This window comes from Streptococcus infantis, assembly GCF_000963255.1.
GTDB lineage: Bacteria > Bacillota > Bacilli > Lactobacillales > Streptococcaceae > Streptococcus > Streptococcus nidrosiense.
In genome coordinates this window covers 66694-83137 of the sequence record NZ_JYOV01000012.1, presented here as the reverse complement: position 1 = coordinate 83137, position 16444 = coordinate 66694, and the positions used below count along the sequence as shown (strand labels likewise).

Here is a 16444-nt window from a genome sequence, read left to right as displayed (position 1 = left end):
TTGAATATAAACAAAAAACTCAGACTAGATTCGTCTGAGTTTTTCTTATGATCTTAAATGTTTCAATAGCGTTTGCGCTTTTTCTAAATTAAAGGTTTTTTCAGCAATCAAGTTTTCTACTAGCTTAGGTACTTCTGCCTCAGTCGCACCTGCTAAAAGTGCTAACGATTTTGCCTGAAGTTTCATGTGTCCATGCTGAATCCCTGTACTGACCAAAGCCTTAAGGGCTGCAAAATTCTGTGCAAGACCAATCGAAACGATAATTTGGGCCAATTCTTTGGCAGATGGATGACCTAGCAACTCATGACTGAGTACGACTCGAGGATTGAGACCAATCGAACCACCCTTGGTGGCAACTGGCATCGGCATAGTCATCTCTCCGATTAACTCTTCTGTTTCCAAATCTATCCTCCAACGACTGAGACCTTGATAAGCACCATCATGACTGGCATAGGCATGCGCTCCTGCTTCGATAGCACGCCAATCATTTCCTGTCGCAATCAAGAGAGCATCAATTCCGTTAAAGATTCCCTTGTTGTGAGTCGCTGCACGATAAGGATCTGCTTGGGCAAACTGACTAGCTAAAACCATTTTTTCAGCTAGTTCACGCGCTTCATCCTTCTGGCGACTCAAATAACGAAAGGCGATGCGACAAGTTGCAGTTACTAGAGAATCTGTGGCATAGTTGGATAGAATTCCCATTAAACTTTTCCCTTGACTTAGAGCCTCTAGACTAGGTTTTAGGGCCTCAAGCATGGTATTGAGCATATTAGCTCCCATTGCTTCCTGAGTATCTACATGGAGATAAACCACTAAAAAGTCAGACTCACCAGAAATTTTTTCAACTGTTAGCTCTCTGGCTCCACCACCACGTTTGACAATAGAGGGATAGGCTTGATTTGCCAGTTCCATCAGTTCCGACTTTTGACTCAAAATAGCCTGGTAAGCTCGCTCTCTATCCGGAACCTGATAAAGAGCAACCTGACCTATCATTTGGCGTTGATGAACCTGAGCTGTAAAACCTCCAGCACGTTTGATAATCTTACTGGCAAAACTGGCTGCAGCAACTACAGATGGTTCTTCGGTCACATAGGGAACGGTATACTCCTGACCATTTACCAGAACTTCTGGAACTACTGAGTAAGGAAGCGAGAAGGTTCCTACCACATTTTCACTTAATTGGTCCGCAACTGCTAGACTGAGATTTTCATTCTGCTCAAGACTTTCTTGGGCTTCAATAGTAGTAAGCGCCTGAGACTTAACGAACTCTAGGCGCTCTTGAATTGATTTTTTAGCAAATCCATTCCAATTTTTTTTCATTATTTTTCAACCTTGCTGTAGCGACGTTGGTGGTCTACAATCTCAACAAGGGCATAGTCTTGCCCTTCATAACCTGACATCGTTGCAGATCCAGACTCATCTAAGTTTGCTTCCTCAAAGAAGATTCGTTCATAGTCAGCAACACTCAAAGCTTGACGTTGGTCTAGCAAGTCTAAGCGATTATTCTGCAATTGTTTTTCATAGCCTTCAACCAATTCCACACTAAAGAACTCAGATACAGCACCACTACCATAGCTGTAGAGGGCAATCTTATCTCCAGCTTTTAGGCTGTTAGAATTTTCAAGAAGAGACAAGAGACCTAAGAAGAGTGAACCTGTATAGATATTTCCAACTTTTTGGCTATAAATAATAGATTCATCAAAGTGCTTTTGAAGCAAGTCCTTCTTCTCTTGAGGCAAGGATTTGTCTAGGATTTTTTTCAATCCTTTGAGAGCTAGTTTCGGATATGGCAAGTGGAAACATACAGCTTCAAAATCGTCCAAGTTACAGTCATAACGCTTTTGGTACTCTTCCCAAGTCGTTTTTAAGCTATCAAGATATTGCTGCGTTGAGTAAACCCCATTTACAAATGGTGTTGTCGAGTAATTTGGACGCCAGAAGTCCATAATATCACGAGTCTGCGCAACGTTATCGTTGTTGAATACCATAACTCGTGGATTTTGGCTAATCAACATAGCAACACAGCCGGCTCCTTGAGTTGGTTCTCCAGGAGTTTCAACACCATACCTTGCAATATCACTGGCTAGTACCAAAACTTTTGATTTTGGAGAATTTTCTACGTGTAACTTAGCATAGTGAAGGGCCGCCGTTGCACCATAACAAGCTTCCTTGATTTCAAAACTACGAGCAAATGGTTGGATTCCTAATAAACCGTGTACAAAGACTGCAGCCGCCTTACTTTGATCGACTCCAGACTCTGTCGCTACGATAACCATATCAATCTCTTGCTTATCTTCTTCAGTCAGGATAGAATTTCCTGCACTAGCAGCCAAGGTAACAATATCCTCTGTTAAAGGAGCGATACTCAATTCTTTTAAAAGAAGTCCTTTACTCAATTTTTCAGGATCAATTCCTCGGGTTTCTGCTAAATCTTGTAATTTCAAAACGTATTGACTGGTCGCAAAACCAATCTTATCAATACCGATTGTCATATTTACCTCTATTTTTATCATTCATTGTAAAAAATCGTTCACCTCTATTTTATCACAATTGAGGTCAAATGAGCGAAAAAAGACTTGATTCACCAAATCAAGTTCATTTTAAAAACCTTATCTCATTTTTAGACTAGTCCAACAAACAGAACTTTAGGGCTACAAAAAATCGAGTCTTAGCTAGCTCGATTCTTTTTGAGATAATGATACAATTTCAACAAAACTGTCCCACTGGCCATTCCAATGGAGATAACGAGAGCCAACATCATGACTAACATGGCACTAGAAATGGCATGACTGTAGTCACCTGTAACGAAGAAGGAAGTGGTTCGATAGGACAGATAACCTGGCACTAGTGGCGCCAATATTGCCAGAGCAAAAACAACTGCTGGTGTCTTATAGAGGATACTCATAATCTGGCTGACACAAGAACCAATCACCGCAGCAATAAAGGTTGCCAAAATAACATTTGTTGGTTCCTTGAGTATCAGATAGAGTAGCCAAATAGACATTCCCAAAACTCCACCAGGGATGAGCATGGAACGCTGGACATTTAAGACGATTAAAAAGGTGATAATGGCAAGCAAACTTGCCAGAGCTTGCAATAAAAATGTTGTTAGTGTCATATTAGTTCATGAGTACGAGGGCAACTGATGTTCCAGCCCCTAAGGCAAGGGTAATCAGCAAGGATTCAAACATCTTGCTCATACCAGAGTTAATGTGATTGGTCATAATATCTCGAACAGCATTAGTCAGGGCAATTCCAGGTACAAAAGGCATAACCGCACCCGCAATCACCAGATCAGCTGTCGACGGCAAACCAGAATAGCGCGCCCAAAATTGTGCAATCAAACCAAAGACAAGAGCTCCTGCGAAAGCTGTCATAAAAGGAATACGAATAAACTTTTCCACATAGAGAGAGAAAGTAAAAGCAAACAAGGTCGCCACTCCTGCTCCGATGGCATCGTAGACATTCCCACCGAACATGATTGAAAAGAAAGGAGCACTGAGGGTCGCTGCAGCAGTTAGTTGAAAATTGGTATAGGGAGATGGTTTGCTATTTAATTCCTTTAGTTGGATAAAGGCTGTATCCAGATCCAGCTGTCCTGATACAAGCTGACGTGAAATCTGGTTGACATCACATACCTTCTCAATATTATAAGCAGAGGAGGTCACTCGCTTCATACGAGAGATATTTGTATTTTCAATGGAGAAAAAAATGGCGGCAGGCATGGCTAAAACATTACAATCCATAATACCCTGTGAATGAGCAATCCGAATCATGGTATCTTCAACACGATAAATCTCAGATCCGTTTCGAAGCAGTATCGTTCCTGCTAGCATAATGACATCGATCACTGCATTCAGTTGTTTGACTTCGTCCATGTTTTCCTCCTTCTAAAACTCCTTTTTATTTTATCATAAATTTGAAGGAAAAAAAATCTTTGTCACAAAAACTGTGACAAAGATTGAATTATGTATATGGAGTTTATTAATTTCGTTGACTTCCATTTCCATCTTGTGTAGGTGTTGTTGGATGGTTACCCTGCGTAGGGTTTGTAGGGTTTGTTGTGTCAGTTTGACCAGAATTATGTTCTGACGAAGGTTGACTAATTGATGGTGAAGTTTTTTTAGGTTTATAAATATATAGTTTAACTATCGGATTGCTTAAATCAAGTTTTTCATCCGGCGCGGGACTTTGTTTCGCAATCTCACCTTCTTTAATTCCTTCTTGTGCTGTCTCCACTTCTTTAATTTCAATTCTATCTTCACTAATACCTATACTTTTAAGATTATTTTTAGCAAATTCAAGGTTTGAGCCAATGTAGTTTGGCATAGTTATCGTCGTCACCTTTTTCTTCTTAGCAACAGTCAAAACGATAGAAGTTGCCTTGCTAAGATCATAAGTTGTTCCCTCCGGTAAACTTTGTTTCATGATTGTACCGGCTTCGAATTCGTTGGATTCTTCTTCCTCAATCTTAATCAGATTTTCAGGAACTTTTTTCCCTTTCAATTCTGCTATGACATCTGTAGATTTACGACCAACATAATTTCCAAGCTTAAAGGATTGTTGACCTGAAGAAATAATGAGATTAACCTTAGTTCCTTCTTTGCGAGCTGAGCCAGCATCTGGATCTGTTCGGATAACCCGACCTTCCTCTACGGTATCACTAGCTTCCGTTTTTTCCTCACCAATTTCAAAATTCGCTTTTTTCAGATTTTCTTTTGCTTCAGCGACAGTTTGACCTGCAACTTTTGGAATCTCAACAGTAGCTGGTGTTCTGGATAAAATCCATACCAGAGAAGCCGCAACCAGTACGAAACTTGCTAGTAGAACTAGATAACGTGCTTTAAAACGACGTTTTTTCACTGGTTTTTCCACAGATTTTTTAGCGCTTACTTCTGGGCTAGCTTTAGTTGCCTGATGGCTATCTGTCTGTGGTTGAACCTTAGGAATAGAGGTCAAGGTTGTTTGAGAAACCTTTGGCAATGTCTTTGTGTCCGCCTTAGTAGCATCATCAAAAACAAGTTTAGGTTCATTTCTGCGGTTATAAGATAGACTGCTAGATAAATCAACATACATCTCTGAAACCGACTGGTATCGATCTGTTAGCTTTTTAGCAGTTGCTTTGATGACCACATTCTCCAAAGCTTGGGGAACAGATGGATTTTCAGCTATGACCGAAGGAAGAGGTTTTTGAAAATGCTGGAGAGCGATGGTTACTGCACTATCGCCATCATAAGGGATATGCCCTGTCAGCATTTCATAGAAAATAATCCCCATGGCATAGATGTCACTTTGGAACGTTGCTTTAGAACCACGAGCCTGCTCAGGTGACAAGTAGTGAACAGAACCCAACATAGAGTTGGTCTGAGTCAAACTGGTCTCTGCAAAGGCTACGGCAATCCCAAAGTCCGTTACCTTAGCCGTCCCATCCGGAGTTAAAAGAATGTTTTGAGGTTTTAAGTCACGATGGACAATACCTTTAGTATGTGCCAAGCGCATCGCTAAGAGAATCTGACCCATGATACGGACAGCCTCTTCATTTGAGAGGGGATAGTGTTCTTTGATATAGCGCTTGAGATCAAGACCAGCTACATATTCCATAGCCAGGTACTGTTGGCCGTCCTCTTCGCCGATATCCGTTATCCGAACGATATGGGGATGATCTAAGTCAGCCATTGCACGCGCTTCACGCTGAAAACGCGCAACAGCAATCGGGTCAGTCTGGTAGTTAGTCCTCAGGACCTTTACAGCTACCTCTTCCCCGTCTAAAATCAAATCCTTGGCCAGGTAGACATCTGCCATACCTCCACGGCCAATTTGTTTGATAATCCGATACCGCCCGGCAAAAATCTTGCCGATCTGGATCATAGTGCCGCCTCCTCCTCAATCGAAACAAGGGCAACTGTAATATTATCAAGCCCTCCGGCATTGTTGGCAAAGCGTACCAAAGTGGCTGCCTTATCATCTAGAGAGATATCGCTAGTCACAATATCATAGATCTCACTACCTGAAATCATATTGGTTAGACCGTCACTATTCATGACCAGATAGTCACCTGCTTCCAAGCTGACAATTCCTAAGTCAGGTTGAATTTCATCTTTTTGCCCAATAGACTGTGTGATGATATTCTTTTGTGGATGTGCCTCAGCTTCTTCAGGTGTCAATTGACCCGCCTTGAGCAATTCGTTAACCAAGGAATGATCGCTTGTCAGTTGACGGTACTCTTCTCCTCGAATGAGACCGATACGAGAATCTCCAATATGAGCGTAAATAGCTTGATGATCAATGATTGCAAGGGCTTCTAGAGTTGTCCCCATTCCCTTGTAGGCTTCATCACGCCCCATTTGATAAATCTTTTGATTTTCAACTTCTAGATGGTGGGCAAACCATTCACGAACTTCATTAACGGTGTCAATCTGCGTATCAACCCAGGCAACACCTAAATCAGTTACTGCCATCTCGCTGGCAATATTACCTGCACGGTGTCCTCCCATCCCATCAGCCAAGATGATCATTGTACGACCGGCACGGTTGACAAAAAGATTGACATAGTCTTGATTATTTGTACGTTTCTGACCCACATCTGTTAATAATGAAATCTCCATTGTGTCAGTTCCTTCCTAATTGGATATCTTGCGAAATTGGCTGATAAAGAATCCATCACTTCCGTATAATTCCGGAGTAATGAGGATACAGCCATCTTTTAGGATATCCTTACATTCATGTTCTAGTTTAACCTGCTCAAACTCGGGATGACTTTCTAAAAAAGCTTGAACCACTTGAAAGTTCTCTTCCGAGACAATAGTACAGGTACTATACGTTATTATACCACCTTTACGTAGCGTTTGACAAACACTACCTAATATTTCCAACTGAATTTCCTGTAATGACGCGAAATCAGCAGTGTCTTTGTTGTATTTGATATCTGGTTTCCGACGCAATAGACCAATCCCTGAGCAAGGGGCGTCGACTAGAATTTTATCAAATTGATCCTTACCAAAAAACTCGTGGACCTTTCGAGCGTCCAGTTTTTGCGTTTGGACACGGTCCGCTACACCTAAACGCTGAGCATTCTCTTGAATCAAAGTGAGTTTGTGGTCATAGAGATCTAGAGCCGTTACCTGACCTGTCGTCAGATAGGATGCCATATGGGCTGTTTTCCCACCTGGGGCTGCACAGGCATCTAAAACCTGCTCGTCACCTTGTAGCTCTAGTGTCGGTGCAACCAGTTGACTTGACTCATCTTGGATAGTAATAAGTCCTTCTGAAAACAAGTCATGACTAGCAAAATGCCCCTGTTCCTTAACCAGACCAGCAGGAGATAAATGAGAATCACTTGCACCAAGCAGAGCTTTAATTTCCTCTTTTCGGCTCAAATCTGTCACACGGATACTGGCTTTATTACGCTTCAATAGACTCTCAAAAATCGCTTGCGCTCGCTCTTCTCCATACTCTTCCTTGAGCTTCGAAATCAACCAAACTGGTAAAGAGTAGGCAATGGAATCACGCTTATTTTTACGCTTGATACTGGCAATATCTGGCAAGCCCTCACGCAAAATACGACGAAGAACAGCATTGACCAGTTTTTCACTACCCTTCTTACGAGATTTTGCAATTTCCACTGCCTCATTGACCACTGCATGGTCAGGTAGCTTATCTAGATATTGGAGTTGATAGACACTCATGAGAAGAAGAACATAGAGCCAACTATCTAGCTTCTCTCTGTCTTGGATAAAATGAGACAAGTACCATTCCAGAGTGAGTTTTCGAGCTACGGTTCCGTAAACAAGCTCTGTCACCAAGCCTTTATCTGCCGCTGACAGTTGACTTCCCTTAAGATGTTTATTTAAGGCGATGTTGGAGTAAGCTTGTTGGATAAAGACATCCTCCAATACCTCTAGGGCTAAACTTCTAGCCGTTTCTACTTTAGTCACCAAATCGTTCTCCTACTGCCAAAGTTCGTCCCACACCGTTGAGGAAGGAAGCAATGTCCATCTTAGGTTTTCCTGCTGGTTGAACCTGTTTGAAAGACAGGGCTCCTTCTGCTGTTGCGACAATCAATTCTTTCTTACCAATCGAGATAATCTCACCTGGATTCCCCTCACCTTCTACAGGCAGAGCTTCATAGATTTTGAAGCGTTCGCCCTTTAGAAAAGTATGAGCAACTGGCCAAGGATTCATCCCACGAATTTGGTTAAAGAGTTGACGATTGGTCTTGTTCCAGTCCAACTTTTCTTCTTCAGGTTTGATATTAGGCGAAAATGTAACCTGGCTTGGGTCCTGTGGTTGAGGCTGAATCTCGCCAGCAATGTATGCAGGCAAAGTATCCAAAAGCAAATCACGACCAACAATCGCCAATTTCTCAAACAAGGTTCCGACATTGTCCTCATCGGTAATCGGAATACTACGACAAGAAATCATATCTCCTGCATCCATTTCCTTGACCATTTCCATAATGGTTACTCCTGCCTCCTCATCACCCTGAATCAAGGCATAATGGATAGGAGCACCACCACGGTGTTTAGGAAGGAGCGAAGCATGAACATTGACTGCAAAATCCATGCTATCAAGGAGTTTACTTGGGAGAAATTGTCCAAAAGCTGCTGTTACAATCCCATCAGCGCCCAAGTTCATGATAGCTTCCATTTCTGGACTACCTGATAATTTTTCAGGTTGGTAAATAGGAAGTCCTGCCTCTTTGGCAGCTTGTTTAACTGGGGTTTCTTGGATAACTTTTTTACGTCCGACAGCACGGTCTGGCTGAGTTACAACTGCTAGAATCTCATAGCGATCGTCTGACAAAAGTCCCTTCAAAACGGTTGCTGAAAAATTGGGAGTCCCCATAAAGATTAATTTTGTCATATCTTCTCCTTCTTATAAAAACTGTTGCGGTTCGTGGTCAATACTGAGACGAAGTTCGCTATTTTCCCGTTCCTGTGTCAAGGCCAAGACCTGGTTAAGGGTTGGACCCAGCTCATCTTCTAAACGGTATTTAATTAAAATCTGATAATGATAGAGGTTATGAGTACGAGCGATAGGTTTAGGGGTCGGTCCTAGGATTTTACTAGCATCCGACAAACCAGACCTCAAAATACCCATGACTTGATAAGCACGTCTAAGAACCTCTTCCTCTTTTTTATGAGACAAGGTAATCCCAATAGTGAAATAATAAGGCGGGTAACCCAACTGACGTCTGATACCCATTTCATAGGCATAGAAACCTTCGTAGTCCTGATCCTTGGCAAAACGAATGGCATAATGCTGAGGATTATAGGACTGAATCAAGACCTGTCCTGCTTTCTCAGCTCGACCTGCTCGTCCAGCTACCTGGGTCAAGAGTTGGAAGGTTCTCTCAGAAGAACGGAAATCAGGCAGATTCAAGGCTGTATCCGCATTGAGAACACCAACCAAGGTCACATTTGGAAAATCCAAGCCCTTGGCAATCATCTGGGTTCCTAGCAATATGTCCGCTTCACCATTGCCAAATTGTTCAAGTAGAGCTTGGTGACTGCCTTTTTTACGAGTTGTATCCACATCCATTCGCAGAATGCGAGCCTCTGGAAAGAGTTCAGCCAGCTCATCGTAGGCCTTTTGAGTTCCCGTTCCATAGTATCGAATGCTGCGACTCTGACAGTTTGGACAGACATGTGGAATTTCCTTAGAAAAACCACAATAATGACAATTCATAGTCTTGGTATCCATGTGAAGCGTCAAGGAAATATCGCAATTAGGGCAGGTATCCACAGTACCACATTCCCGACACATGACAAAGCTAGAATAGCCACGGCGATTGAGCATGAGAACAACCTGCTCTTTTTTATCCAGTCGATCTTGAACGGCCTCAATTAGTGGTGGTGTAAAGTTTGATGTTTCATTTTGCCCGATATAATCACGGAAGTCAATCAGTTGAACTTGAGGAATACTTGCTAGAGGATTGGCACGTTGGGTCAGACGTAAGTGTTGATAGACACCTTTTCCAGCACGCGCACGACTTTCTAGACTCGGTGTTGCAGAACCAAGAACTAAGGCAGCTTGATTGTACTGAGCTCGTAAAATAGCCACATCTCTAGCATGATAACGAGGATTGCTGTCTTGCTTGTAGCTGGCCTCGTGCTCTTCATCGATAATGATAACCCCTAGATTTTTCAAAGGTGCAAAAACGGCAGATCGAGCCCCAACGACTACCTGGGCATCTCCACGCTCCACCTTGCGCCATTCATCGTACTTTTCACCATTGGACAAGCCAGAGTGGAGAATGGCAACTTTATCACCAAAACGAGCAATAAAACGCTCTGTCATTTGAGGTGTCAGAGAGATTTCTGGGACTAAAACGATTGCTGTTTTCCCCATATCCAAGGCTCCTTGGATAATCTGCAAGTAAACCTCCGTTTTCCCACTTCCAGTGATTCCTTGAAGAAGAAAGGGAGGATGTTTCTTTCCAATCGCTCCAACAACTGCCTCACAGGCTTCTTTTTGCTCTGGGTTTAACTCTAGAGCTTGATTCGACTCAATCCCTTCAAAGTAAGCAGCTGAACGTTGGACTTCTTTTTGAAGGATCGTTAAAGCACCCTGTTCTACAAAGAAGTTAACTTGGTCTCGTGAGTAATGTTCTAACAAAGTAGCCAAAGGAGTACTTTCAGGATGTACTAATAAGTATTCTCGCAGTTCCAATTTCTTCTTGGCACGATTTGAAATTTCTAGCTTTTCTAACTGTTCAAGATGAACTTCAACCCAAGACTGCGTCTTAACCTTCTTCTGATCCACAGCCTGGTACTCTAGTTTTAAAAGCCCTTTTCGAGTCAATCGCATCATCTCAGCCTGCTTTTCTAAGTCTAGAGATGAAAATGCTAGAGACTCCTGTGAACCGAATAAGCGTTCTCTATCTTCTTGACTTAAGCCTTCCAGAGGATAGAGGATCTTATCATAGCTAGAGTTCAAAAATCCAGGGAGCATAGCTTTTAGAATGGAAATCTTGTATGAAAAAACTGACTTACGTAGTTCTTCAGCTAGCCAGAGTTGTTCCTCCGTTAAAACAGGAGAAAAGTCCAGCACTTCGGCAATCTCTTTCAAGTCCTCGTCTGCCACTTTCGCATCATTTTCTTGTTCCATTCCAAGTACTATCCCTTGAATCAAGCGATTGGCCTTCCCAAAAGGTACATGAACTCGCATGCCAACTTCCAGCATCCCCTCAAATTCCTCTGGAATCTTGTAGCTATAGGGCTGGTCTGTCTGCATCAAGGGAACATCTACAATGATTTTTGCAATAGCCATATCCTCACCTCCTTCTCTTCTTAAATCCTTTTAATTAATTGAGTATTCTTGCAATAGAAAAAATAAGATTGAGTCCCCCCAACCTTAAATTTTTTCACCTTCTTCTTTTTCTTTCGCGATTTGCTCTTTGATTTTCTTTTCTTCTTCTTCTTTCAATCGTCTTTCTTCTTCGATACGACGACGAACAGCTTCGCGTTTTCCTTCTGGATCTGGATGGATGGTTACATTCCCTGATTCAATTTCTTCCAAGGCACGAAGAGTAGATTTCTCAGATTTAAATTCTTGAGTTGGAGGTGCTCCAGCTTCTAATTCGTGAGCACGTTTTGCTTCCAAGATTACGAGTGAATATTTTGATGGTACCTTATCAAGCAAGGTATCGATAGAGGGTTTAAGCATCATTTGTTTGTACCTGTTTTCTATAGTTTATCGAATAGTCGGAGACTTTGGTAGCATATCCTGATAATGACCAATCACGCGGTCTACACGGAAATGTTCTGCTTCAATCACACGTTTGACACGTTCTGCGGCAAGAGGAACATGGTCATTTACAATAGCGTAGTCATACTCACGCATCAAAGCAATTTCTTCCTTGGCTTTTTCGATACGCTGAGCAATTACTTCTGCGCTATCTGTACCTCGGCCTACGAGACGGTCTTGCAATTCTTCCAAATCTGGTGGTGTCAAAAAGATAAAGACAGCATCTGGAACTTTTTTCTTGACCTGAAGAGCTCCCTGCACTTCAATTTCAAGAAAGACATCGATTCCCTTATCAAGCGTTTCATTGACATAAGTCAGAGGAGTTCCATAGTAGTTACCCACATACTCTGCATACTCTAACATTTGCCCTTGACGGATCAATTCTTCAAATTCTTCCCGTGTACGGAAGAAATAATCAACACCATCTACTTCACCTGGACGTTGTGCCCGCGTTGTCATAGATACAGAATATTGAAATTGATTTTCAGAACTCTCAAAAATTTCTCGTCTAACCGTTCCTTTTCCAACTCCTGAAGGACCTGAAAAAACGATTAGTAAGCCTCGGTCTGCCATTATATCTCCTTTGGATAGTTTGTGAAATGACTTGAAAATTTCTGTAAGATTATATATCTAAAGCCATTTCTGCTCGCTACAATCTTTCTATCTAGTGTAACAAAAAAGCAGTAATTTTTCAACTGCTCTTTCTTATTTATTTTGCATAATCAACTGCACGAAGTTCACGAATCACGGTTACCTTAATATTTCCTGGATAATCGAGATTGTTTTCGATTTTCTCACGAACTTTGTGAGCCAAGATTGTGACCTTGTCGTCCTTGATTTGACCTGGGTTTACCATGATGCGGATTTCACGACCAGCTTGAAGGGCAAAGCTATTTTGAACCCCTTCAAAGCTATTAGCAATTTCTTCAAGATCATGGAGACGTTTGATGTAGCTTTCAAGCGATTCGCTACGAGCTCCTGGACGGGCTGCGCTTAAGGCATCCGCTGCAGCAACGATGACTGCGATCACACTTTCAGGTTCTACATCTCCGTGGTGACTGGCAATGGTGTTAATCACGACTGGATGCTCCTTGTACTTGCGAGCCAACTCAGTACCAATCTCAACGTGGCTACCTTCTACCTCACGGTCAATGGCTTTACCAATATCGTGAAGGAATCCCGCGCGACGAGCAAGGGTAGCATTCTCACCAAGTTCGCTAGCCATGATACCAGCCAACTTAGCAACTTCAATCGAATGACGCAAGACATTTTGTCCGTATGAAGTACGGAACTGCAAGCGACCCATGATCTTCATCAAGTCTGGGTGAAGGTTTGGTGCACCAATTTCATAGGCTGCGGCTTCACCATATTCACGAATCTTATTATCAATCTCTTGACGATTTTTCTCAACCAACTCTTCGATACGAGCTGGGTGGATACGTCCATCCTTAAGCAAGGTTTCCATCGTCATACGGGCAATCTCGCGACGGATAGGATCAAAACCTGACAAGGTTACCACTTCTGGCGTATCATCAATGATAACATCAACCCCTGTCAAACTTTCAAAAGTACGGATATTACGCCCTTCACGACCAATGATACGACCTTTCATGGTATCATCAGGCAGATGAACCGTAGAGTTGGTAGACTCAGCCACGTACTCACCAGCAATTCTCTGCATGGCTTGGGCCAAGATATCCTTAGCCAGTTTATCTGAACGTTCCTTAACTTCTTGCTCAGCCTCACGAATGCGACTAGCAATTTCCTTAGTCAAGTTTTCCTCTGTCTGAGCCAAGATAATGTCTTTTGCTTCCGACTGAGTCAAAGTTCCGATACGCTCTAGTTCAGCTTGCTTTTGTTTCTCAATTTCTTCTAGTTGTTCTTCACGTACATCAAGGTTTTTTGCTCTATCAGAAATACTTTGTTCTTTTTGTTCAAGTGTTTTTTCTTTGTTCGTCAAATTGTCATCTTTACGATCAAGACTGCTAGCACGTTCGGTCAAACGACTTTCGATTTGCTTGAGTTCTTGACGTTCTGATTTAAATTCAGCGTCCACTTCTTCACGGTATTTTCTGGCTTCTTCTTTGGCCTCCAATAGTGCTTCTTTTTTAAGAGACTTGCTTTCGCTCTTAGCTTCATTGAGTAATAAATCCGCTTCGCGCTCAGCTTGTCCTCGTAAATTAGTTGCTTCTTGTTCAGCATTTAAAAGCATCAGCTCTGCAGCTTCTTGTGATGATTTCATCTTGACTGAGATGCTGACATATCCAATGACTAAACCAATGATGACGGCAAAAACAACGATAACAATCGCCATAATTTCCATGTTTTTACCTCAATTTATTTGTTTATCCGAATGATATGCATTCTTATACATTCTACCATAAAAAATCATTTTTAACAAACCTTAATTTGAAGTTATTTTGGTCATTTTAAGGCTAAAAATCCTTATTTTCCCTAATAAAATAGGCTATTCTCCCTAAGTAAATTTTTAAAGATTTTTTTAGAAAAAAATAAGTTAAAAAGCCTACTTGACAGTAGACTTAATAATGGTCTTTGAAGGATAAGAAAGCAATGCTATCACCATCCATCATGTAAATCAAGCGATTTTCTGCGTCAATACGACGTGACCAAGCTCCTTGATAGTCATATTTAAGCGGTTCTGGTTTACCTACGCCTGTGAAAGGATCGCGTTGAATATCCTTGATTAGTTTGTTGATTCTTTTTAGCGTTTTCTTGTCTTGAGTTTGCCAGTAGCAATAATCCGCCCAGGCATCTTCTGTAAACTTGAGTAGCATCCATCACTCCTCAATCACATGAACCTGAGTATGTCCTGCACGAACTTGGGACATTCCTCGCAAGACCTTGTCAGAAAGCTCCTTATTCTGAGCAATTCTCACGGTTTCTTGAATACTATCCCACTCACTCTTTGAAAGGACGACAATATCCTCGTCAGGATTTTTGTTGACCACTGTCAAAGGTTCAAACTCATCGTTTACCTTCTTCATATAGTCCTTTAAATGATTTCGGAATGTTGAGTAAAGAACTGCTTCCATAACCATACCTCGTTTTACCTCTTTTCCATTATTATACACGAAAAGAATAAAATTGTCAGGAACTTGTACAAGATTTTTCCTTTTCTATCTATTTATTTTATTCGAAAAAAACTAAAAAAGCCTACCTCAAAGTAGACTCAGTTTGATTCAATTTTAATTGGCACTCGACCAAAATTTTGTTCTGCGATACTTGGGTGTCCCAGTTGATAAATTTGGTCTGCCTTTTGGGTTATGGCATCCCAGGGTTCTTTGCCAATTCGGCTGACTAGACTAACCTGCCCTTTCAGAAACTTGAGGTGTTGCCTGCCTTTTTCAGTAAATCCAAGGACATGAATGGCTTCTGGCAGATTACTTTCTCTTGCCTGCACTAAGATATAGATCAAGAGGCGTCTGACACGTGCTTTGGTATAGCGTTTAGTGGCAACTGACTCTACCAATTCTTCCAAATTCTGTGACATCTTAATAGCCTCCTTGATGCGCACCGCCATTTCTTGATTGACCTGATAGATGGTTGTTAGATCTGGATTTGACAAGATTTGATAGCGAAGCAAAGGATAATAATCTTCCCAGTTTACCTTGCTAGCATTTTCAAAAAGAGCAACCGAAGGCATAAAACGTTCTAAGAAATTTTGATCATTTTGATGCTGACGAAGAGCTGTCGCTGAGGCAAAGTCAACATCCTTATCCACCGAATGGTAACCCGCTCCCTGACGTTGAATTGGATGAAGTTTGATGTTGCGCCCCGCGACTGCCTTGGCATAGGCAAGAGCAAGGACATGATTGGGCGTATCACCAGAAAAATCAAGACCTGCAAATTCCTTCCACATAGCTTGGGTTTTCTGGGGATAAGAAAGAGAATCAGGTAAATTATCCACAAATTTCTCCATCTCTTGACCACGTTCTGAGTATAGGTCAGCAATTTTCTGATAATCCAGAACTTCCTCTGTCCCAAAGGCTAAGGTATCAATTCCCAAACGAGCCAAGATAGCCACTGCACCTTGGCCGAAAAAATCCGCCGCCTGAATACTGACTAAAAAGGGCAATTCTACAACTAAATCTGCACCATTCTCTAGTGCCATTTGAGCCCGTGTCCACTTGTCCACAATAGCAGGTTCGCCACGTTGAACAAAATTCCCAGACATGGCCACAATTTTCAGGCCATCTGCCTGTTCCAGCAAGTATTTATGGCCATTATGAAAAGGATTGAACTCCGCGATAATACCTGTGATAGTCATGATGTTCTCCCTATCTAATGACGAAATCTACGATACCGCTCAGGCAATCTTCCTCTCCAGTTAAGCCATTGTTTTTCTCCTACTGGAAGGATTTCTGCCAGTTGTTCGTTGCTATAATTTTTTTGTAACTCAGGATAAGCTATCAACATTGTTGGTCTATGGCATCCAGCAACCGTCATTGGCCATGTTCCATACATCAGCATATGTCGGATATCATCCTCTGATTTTATTCCATTTACTAACATATCAAAAAGTTTCTTAGACATATCGTAAACGACTAACTCTGAAAACACGGTCCCTTCTTCCTGAACATAGAAGTACTGCCCATCTTTTTCCCAAAGCGTTCCATTTTGACGGATACGATTAAACTGCGAAACTTCTTCCCAAGAATATTTTGATCGAACCATA

Annotated in this window: 16 protein-coding genes; all 16 read right to left on the bottom strand. The window is 41.8% G+C overall.

The genetic code is table 11. The features are described 5' to 3' along the window. Positions 1-45 precede the first annotated feature (45 nt). A complete protein-coding gene (locus TZ96_RS05205) occupies positions 46-1320 on the bottom strand; it encodes a hydroxymethylglutaryl-CoA reductase, degradative (RefSeq protein WP_045763180.1) in 1275 nt (424 codons plus the stop codon). Continuing rightward, positions 1320-2492: a hydroxymethylglutaryl-CoA synthase gene (locus TZ96_RS05200; RefSeq protein ID WP_045763179.1), complete on the bottom strand. Its 1173-nt coding sequence runs from the start codon at positions 2490-2492 to the stop codon at positions 1320-1322. Before TZ96_RS05200 ends, TZ96_RS05205 begins: the two co-directional genes overlap by 1 nt. 176 nt (positions 2493-2668) lie before the next feature. Continuing rightward, complete coding sequence (locus tag TZ96_RS05195; RefSeq protein ID WP_045763178.1) at positions 2669-3118, bottom strand: threonine/serine exporter family protein; 450 nt, start codon at positions 3116-3118, stop codon at positions 2669-2671. A 1-nt stretch (position 3119) separates the two neighbouring features. Further along, positions 3120-3878 carry a threonine/serine exporter family protein gene (locus TZ96_RS05190; protein WP_045763177.1) on the bottom strand — a complete coding sequence of 253 codons (759 nt, stop codon included), beginning with the start codon at positions 3876-3878 and terminating at the stop codon, positions 3120-3122. 106 nt (positions 3879-3984) lie between these two features. After that, positions 3985-5868 (bottom strand): Stk1 family PASTA domain-containing Ser/Thr kinase, encoded by a 1884-nt coding sequence (gene pknB, locus TZ96_RS05185; protein ID WP_045763176.1) that lies wholly within the window; start codon positions 5866-5868, stop codon positions 3985-3987. Next, complete coding sequence (locus TZ96_RS05180; protein WP_045763175.1) at positions 5865-6605, bottom strand: Stp1/IreP family PP2C-type Ser/Thr phosphatase; 741 nt, start codon at positions 6603-6605, stop codon at positions 5865-5867. The genes pknB and TZ96_RS05180 overlap by 4 nt, the downstream gene beginning before the upstream one ends. Before the next feature lie 15 nt (positions 6606-6620). Next, positions 6621-7934 carry a 16S rRNA (cytosine(967)-C(5))-methyltransferase RsmB gene (gene rsmB, locus TZ96_RS05175; RefSeq protein ID WP_045763260.1) on the bottom strand — a complete coding sequence of 438 codons (1314 nt, stop codon included), beginning with the start codon at positions 7932-7934 and terminating at the stop codon, positions 6621-6623. Then, on the bottom strand, positions 7927-8862 hold the full coding sequence (gene fmt / locus TZ96_RS05170) for a methionyl-tRNA formyltransferase (protein WP_045763174.1): 936 nt from the start codon (positions 8860-8862) through the stop codon (positions 7927-7929). Before fmt ends, rsmB begins: the two co-directional genes overlap by 8 nt. A gap of 12 nt (positions 8863-8874) precedes the next feature. Further along, positions 8875-11271 (bottom strand): primosomal protein N', encoded by a 2397-nt coding sequence (locus TZ96_RS05165; RefSeq protein WP_045763173.1) that lies wholly within the window; start codon positions 11269-11271, stop codon positions 8875-8877. 84 nt (positions 11272-11355) lie between these two features. Further along, positions 11356-11670 (bottom strand): DNA-directed RNA polymerase subunit omega, encoded by a 315-nt coding sequence (gene rpoZ / locus TZ96_RS05160; RefSeq protein ID WP_045763172.1) that lies wholly within the window; start codon positions 11668-11670, stop codon positions 11356-11358. 24 nt (positions 11671-11694) lie between these two features. Further along, positions 11695-12321, bottom strand: a complete 627-nt coding sequence (gmk, locus tag TZ96_RS05155; RefSeq protein ID WP_000775049.1) for a guanylate kinase — start codon at positions 12319-12321, stop codon at positions 11695-11697. Between the two features lie 136 nt (positions 12322-12457). Further along, entirely contained in the window at positions 12458-14071 is a 1614-nt protein-coding gene (locus TZ96_RS05150; RefSeq protein WP_045763171.1) for a ribonuclease Y, read from the bottom strand. A gap of 217 nt (positions 14072-14288) precedes the next feature. After that, positions 14289-14543 (bottom strand): Txe/YoeB family addiction module toxin, encoded by a 255-nt coding sequence (locus TZ96_RS05145; protein ID WP_045763170.1) that lies wholly within the window; start codon positions 14541-14543, stop codon positions 14289-14291. A gap of 3 nt (positions 14544-14546) precedes the next feature. Continuing rightward, positions 14547-14801 (bottom strand): type II toxin-antitoxin system Phd/YefM family antitoxin, encoded by a 255-nt coding sequence (locus TZ96_RS05140; RefSeq protein ID WP_198921493.1) that lies wholly within the window; start codon positions 14799-14801, stop codon positions 14547-14549. Between the two features lie 137 nt (positions 14802-14938). Beyond that, positions 14939-16036, bottom strand: a complete 1098-nt coding sequence (locus TZ96_RS05135; protein WP_045763168.1) for a nucleotidyltransferase — start codon at positions 16034-16036, stop codon at positions 14939-14941. A gap of 14 nt (positions 16037-16050) precedes the next feature. Further along, on the bottom strand, positions 16051-16443 hold the full coding sequence (locus TZ96_RS05130; RefSeq protein ID WP_006153606.1) for a hypothetical protein: 393 nt from the start codon (positions 16441-16443) through the stop codon (positions 16051-16053). Position 16444 lies beyond the last annotated feature (1 nt).

Excerpts from the sequence above, each read along its gene's own strand:
- TZ96_RS05205 (WP_045763180.1), bottom strand. The coding sequence starts at position 1,320 with ATGAAAAAAAATTGGAATGGATTTGCTAAAAAATCAATTCAAGAGCGC.
- TZ96_RS05200 (WP_045763179.1), bottom strand. The coding sequence starts at position 2,492 with ATGACAATCGGTATTGATAAGATTGGTTTTGCGACCAGTCAATACGTT.
- TZ96_RS05195 (WP_045763178.1), bottom strand. The coding sequence starts at position 3,118 with ATGACACTAACAACATTTTTATTGCAAGCTCTGGCAAGTTTGCTTGCC.
- TZ96_RS05190 (WP_045763177.1), bottom strand. The coding sequence starts at position 3,878 with ATGGACGAAGTCAAACAACTGAATGCAGTGATCGATGTCATTATGCTA.
- pknB (WP_045763176.1), bottom strand. The coding sequence starts at position 5,868 with ATGATCCAGATCGGCAAGATTTTTGCCGGGCGGTATCGGATTATCAAA.
- TZ96_RS05180 (WP_045763175.1), bottom strand. The coding sequence starts at position 6,605 with ATGGAGATTTCATTATTAACAGATGTGGGTCAGAAACGTACAAATAAT.
- fmt (WP_045763174.1), bottom strand. The coding sequence starts at position 8,862 with ATGACAAAATTAATCTTTATGGGGACTCCCAATTTTTCAGCAACCGTT.
- TZ96_RS05165 (WP_045763173.1), bottom strand. The coding sequence starts at position 11,271 with ATGGCTATTGCAAAAATCATTGTAGATGTTCCCTTGATGCAGACAGAC.
- rpoZ (WP_045763172.1), bottom strand. The coding sequence starts at position 11,670 with ATGATGCTTAAACCCTCTATCGATACCTTGCTTGATAAGGTACCATCA.
- gmk (WP_000775049.1), bottom strand. The coding sequence starts at position 12,321 with ATGGCAGACCGAGGCTTACTAATCGTTTTTTCAGGTCCTTCAGGAGTT.
- TZ96_RS05150 (WP_045763171.1), bottom strand. The coding sequence starts at position 14,071 with ATGGAAATTATGGCGATTGTTATCGTTGTTTTTGCCGTCATCATTGGT.
- TZ96_RS05145 (WP_045763170.1), bottom strand. The coding sequence starts at position 14,543 with ATGCTACTCAAGTTTACAGAAGATGCCTGGGCGGATTATTGCTACTGG.
- TZ96_RS05140 (WP_198921493.1), bottom strand. The coding sequence starts at position 14,801 with ATGGAAGCAGTTCTTTACTCAACATTCCGAAATCATTTAAAGGACTAT.
- TZ96_RS05135 (WP_045763168.1), bottom strand. The coding sequence starts at position 16,036 with ATGACTATCACAGGTATTATCGCGGAGTTCAATCCTTTTCATAATGGC.
- TZ96_RS05130 (WP_006153606.1), bottom strand. The coding sequence starts at position 16,443 with ATGGTTCGATCAAAATATTCTTGGGAAGAAGTTTCGCAGTTTAATCGT.